Genomic DNA, 4,823 nt, shown 5'->3' on the forward strand with positions numbered 1-4,823 from the left:
CTTGCGGGATGCGGCAGGCGACCCGCGGCACATCGGCGAACAGATCCCGCCCCGGCATCCCGTGATGGATCGCGATGCGGTCGCGGTGGAAACGGCGCGGCTTGGCGAGCCAGGGGTCGCGGTCGCCGCGCGCCACCCGCTCCGCGTGGGCCGCCGCCCCCGGCCCGACATCGACCACCCCGACGGCCCGCGCCAGCTCGGTCAGCATGAGGTAGAAGCCGTCCACCTCGGCGCTCAGCACCAGGGCGCGGGACGGTCGCTCCAGCAGACCCAGCCGGTCGAGGCCGTAGAGGAACTGCGCGCGCTCCCAGGTGCCGCGGCTGCGCTTGAAGAAATTGTCGATGTTGTTGCGCGCGTCCTCGTCGCGGCGGCGCTCCGCGTCGGCGTGGTCGATATAGGGCGCCTGGAAGGTCGAGACGTTGGTCCGCACCCGCACCGCCCAGGGCCGCCAGAACGGATCGTCCCAATCCTCCGCCGCGGCGAGCTTGCTGAGCGCCGGGGGGCCGGAGGGCCGTTCCCGCGCCGGCAGAAGGATCTCCGGGCGCAGCCGGGCGGCGTTGCGGTGGCGCGCCGCGGCGGCCTTCAGGGCGGTCACGCGATCCGGAGCCACCCGCTCCACGCTGGTCAGGCCGGGCCAGTCGAGGGCGGCGACCAGCGGTCCGCTCCAGCGGCGCGGGTCGGCGGCCTCAAGGTCCTCGGTGGCCAGCAGGGCTTCCAGGTCGCGGCGCATCAGATGCACCTCGCGCGGGGCCGGCGGGACCGGCCGGGCGAGGCGGGCGGCCAGGAAATCCTCCAGCGTCGTCACGGGCGGGGCCTCCGCCCGCGGCTCCGGTTCCAGCAGGCCGCGGACGACGGCGGCCAGCCGCGGGGCGATGCCCTGGAGGGAGAAACGCTCCATCGCCACCCGGTGGGCGGCCTCGGCGGCGTCCCGGCGGAAGGCGTCGTCGCCGATCAGCCGGGCGAGCGCGGCGGAATAACCCTCCATCCCCTCGGCCAGCAGGCCGGACACGCCGTTCTCAAGGCAGTGCGTCACCTCGCCCACCGGCGTGGCGCAGACCGCCACCTTGGCCAATAGGAACTCGAACATCTTGGTCGGGCTCTTGGCGACGTTGAACTCGTTGGCCGAGTAGGGCAGCACGCCGATGTCCATCTCCCGCAGAACGGCGGGGATCTCGGTCGGCGGAATGAACTCGTGCAGTTCGAGGTTGGGCAGGTCCGGAAAGCGCTCCCTCAGGCGCCGCTTCAACTCTTCCCAGGCCCGCCCGAAGCCGATGATGTGGAAACAGGCGCGGTCGCGCACGGCGCGGGGGACCAGCGCGAAGGCGTCCACCGCGAACAGCACGTCCTTCATGGGGATGTCGCCCCAGAAATCGCCGGAATAGAGGATGTTCACCCGGTTCCCGAAGCGGCGGCGCGGCGCGTCCCGCCCGTCGGCGGTGAACAGGTCCTGGTCGGCCACCGTGTGGATCAGGTGCGTGTTCGGGTTCAGCGGAGCCAACAGCGTTTCCAGCCGGTGGCTGGCCGCCACGCAGGCCCCGGCCCGGTTGGCCACCGTGTGGAAGAGCTGGTCGGGGCGCAGGCTGGGGAACCAGGGCTCCAGCCGCCGGAAGGGCTGCATGTCCAGCTCGTAGTCGTCGTAGTCGAGCACGACCCGGTTGCCGCCGCGCTCCGCCGCCAGGGCGGCCGCCAGCGTGTGGTAGCCCACCTTCTGCACATAGAGGACCGCCCGCGGGTTGGTGGCCAGCACCCGGTGGGCCTCCAGGTTCAGGCGGATCTTCTCCTCCTCGGGGATGGTCGAGAGGGCGCCGGCCTGATCGGTGGCGCCCAGATGGTCGAAGAAGGACAGCACCTCCGCCCGCAGCCCCTGCTGGCGCAGCGCCTTGGCGAAGTTGTAGCAACGCACCCGCGCGGAGGGCTGCCGATACCCGTCCTGGGCCAGGAAGATGACGTCCGCCGCCGCATAGCGGGCGAGGGCATCCGCGTCGAAGGTCGGCGGCAGGGTCATGGGGACTCGGTGCAGGAGGCGGGAGGGGCACCGCTATCTACCGCCGCTCCGCGAGCCCCGGCAAGCCTTCCCGCATGGGCTGTGACCAGTGCCTTGGCTGTGGCCATTCTGGGACCAATGTCACACACCCAATCGATAGTGGTATGCCAGTTTTGGAGCGCGAGGGAGCATTCCGCAACCCTCGGGACGGGCGGTTTCCCGCCCGCAGGCTCCAGGATCCCGCATGTCCACGTCCCCGCAACGGACCATCGACATCCCGATCGTCGTGAACGCCTGGGGCGTGTCCGCCGGCCAAGCGCCGCATTTCCGGCTGCTGGTCGATGGCGTGATGATCGGCGAGGCGTGGGTCGCCGCCACCTCCAGCACCCCCTACCGCTTCACCGCCGCGCTCGATCCCGACCAGGCCCACCGGATTTCCATCTGGTACGACAACGACGGGATGGTGAACGGGGTGGACCGTAACCTGTTTGTCGGCTCCATCACCGTCGACGGGCAGGAGATCAAATCCACCGACGCGCGCGCCACCTACGACAAGGGGGCGGTGGACGGCAAGGACGTGGTCGCCGGCCAGGTGGGGCTCTACTGGGGCGGTCTGCTGTCCTTCGGGCTGGGAGAGGAGATGTTCGGCGGCCCTGTGGTCCGCCCCCCGCCCAAGCCGGAGGAGGTCATCACCCGACCCATTCCCATCACCGTCGAGGCGGCGCGCGGCGCGTCCGCCACGGGGCCGGTGCGCTTCAAGGTCCTGGTGGACGGCACGCTGGTCGGGGAGGCGGAGGCCGCGTCCGGCACCGCCGAGCGCTTCACCTTCGGCGTGACCCTGGATCCGTCCATCGCCCACACGGTGCAGATCCTGCCGGTGGACGGGGCGCCGGCCGGTGCCCTGGCGCTCGGCGCCGTGACGGTAAACGGCAAGACCCTGGCCCCCCCTGCGCCGTCCAACGACGGCTCCGTCACCCTGGCGGTCGCCGCCCCCGTGTTCCAGGGCAGCGCGTCGGACGCGCCGGCGCCGCAGGGTGACGCCTTCTACGTGGCGAAGAACGGCAACGACGCCTGGTCCGGACGGCTGGCCGCCCCCAACGCCGACGGCACCGACGGCCCCTTCGCCAGCCTGGAGCGGGCGCAGGCGGCCATGCGCGCCGGCACCGTCAAGACCACCTACGTCCGCGAGGGTTCCTACAATCTGACGGGCACGCTCAGCCTCGGCGCGCCGGACAGCGGCGTCCGCATCCTCGGATATCCGGGCGAGCAGGCGGTCCTCAGCGGCGGCGAGCGGGTCGGTGGTTTCACCTACGAAGGCAACGGCGTCTGGTCGGCGCCCCTGTCCGCGGCGCCGGGGCTGGACGTCACCGTCGACGGCGTGCGCTACCGGCTGGCCTCCAAGGGGGCCTACGACCCGCAGGACCCGACCACCGGCTGGTTCGTCGCCGACGCGAGCGCCTATGGCGCCAGCAAGAACGCGCTGCGCTACCGCGCGGGCGATGTCACCGCCACCGATCTGGTGCCGGGCAGCCGGGTTCAGGTCTTCGACACCGAGCGGCTCCAGGACGCGATCCTGACTGTTGCCGGCATCGACACGGTGACGCGCACCCTGACCTTCACCGCCGACGCGCCCTTCACCATGCGCGACGGCTCGACCTTCAAGCTGCTGGGAAACAGCGCCCACGTCGACCAGGTGGGGGAGTTCGCCTACCGCGCCTCGGACGGGCGGCTGGTCATCAAGGCGGGGGAGGGCTTCACCGGGACCGGAGTGGAGGTCGCCCGGCTCGGCACGCTGCTGCGGCTGAACGGCGCCAACGGGGTGACGGTCCAGGGGCTGACCTTCGCCAACACGACGACGGACGGCAACGCGCTGGACGTCCTCAACGGCGACGTCAACACCATCGCCGGCAACGGCTTCGTGAACGTCGGCACCGGCATCCGGCTGACCCAGGGAGCGGACCGCAATCTGGTCAGCGGCAACTACCTGAACCATCTGGGCATCAACGGAATCGCGCTGACCGGCCAGTCGGTCGGCAACACGGTCACCGGCAACCGCATCCAACACATCGGCGAGGTGCGCAAATACGCCGGCGGCATCATGGCGTCGGGGATCAGCGACACGGTGATCTCCCACAACGACATCGACCACAGCTCGCGCTACGGCATCTCGGTCAAGAACTGGGACACCGCGACGATCAGCCTGAACAACGCCATCCTTTACAACCGCGTCCGCAACACGGGGTTGGAGACGGCGGATTCCGGCGGCATCGAGCTGCTCGGGCGGTCGAACCTGAACACCGGCACGCGGATCGAAGGCAACCGGGTCGAGCACACCGGCGGCATCGCCACCACCAGCACCGGCCAGTGGCTGCGCGACTACAAAGGCTACGGCATCTATCTGGACGACCTGACCAGCGGCGTGACCGTCCGGGACAACTTCCTGCGCGACACCGCCTGGGCCGCCGTCATGATCCATGGCGGCCACGACAACATCGTCACCAACAACATCGGCGTGCTGGGCGCCAACGGCGAGAGCTTCATCCGCATCGAATGGGTGCCCCTGGCGGGCGCGGCGGGCATCCCGGCGAACAACACGGTCACCGGCAACCTCGTGTCGGGGGCGGTGCCGCTCGGCGGCTACGTGACGATCCTGTCGGCGGGGCAGAACGCCATCGACGCCAACTTCCTGCACCAGGTCGGCGCCTACGGGGCGAACGACCGGACCGGCGACCCGCTGTTCGCCGACGCCTACAACCACGATTACAGCCTGCTGCCGCTGTCCCCGGCGCTCACCGCCGGCCTCCAGGATCTCGCCTGGACGCTGATGGGCATCGTCTCC

At 70.7% G+C, this 4,823-nt stretch carries 2 protein-coding genes; one reads left to right on the forward strand and one right to left on the reverse strand.

Features of this window, described 5'->3' with window-relative positions:
• Nucleotides 1-2,005 (reverse strand): glycosyltransferase (locus GBZ26_RS26925; RefSeq protein WP_174441455.1); only part of this gene is annotated, 2,005 nt, incomplete at its 3' end.
• Nucleotides 2,006-2,228: 223 nt separating this feature from the next.
• On the opposite strand from GBZ26_RS26925, the gene GBZ26_RS26930 reads away from it, so the two are divergent.
• A partial coding sequence (locus GBZ26_RS26930; protein ID WP_174441456.1) for a carbohydrate-binding domain-containing protein occupies nt 2,229-4,823 on the forward strand: 2,595 nt, incomplete at its 3' end.

It is taken from the genome of Azospirillum formosense, assembly GCF_013340925.1.
Classification (GTDB): Bacteria; Pseudomonadota; Alphaproteobacteria; order Azospirillales; family Azospirillaceae; genus Azospirillum; species Azospirillum formosense.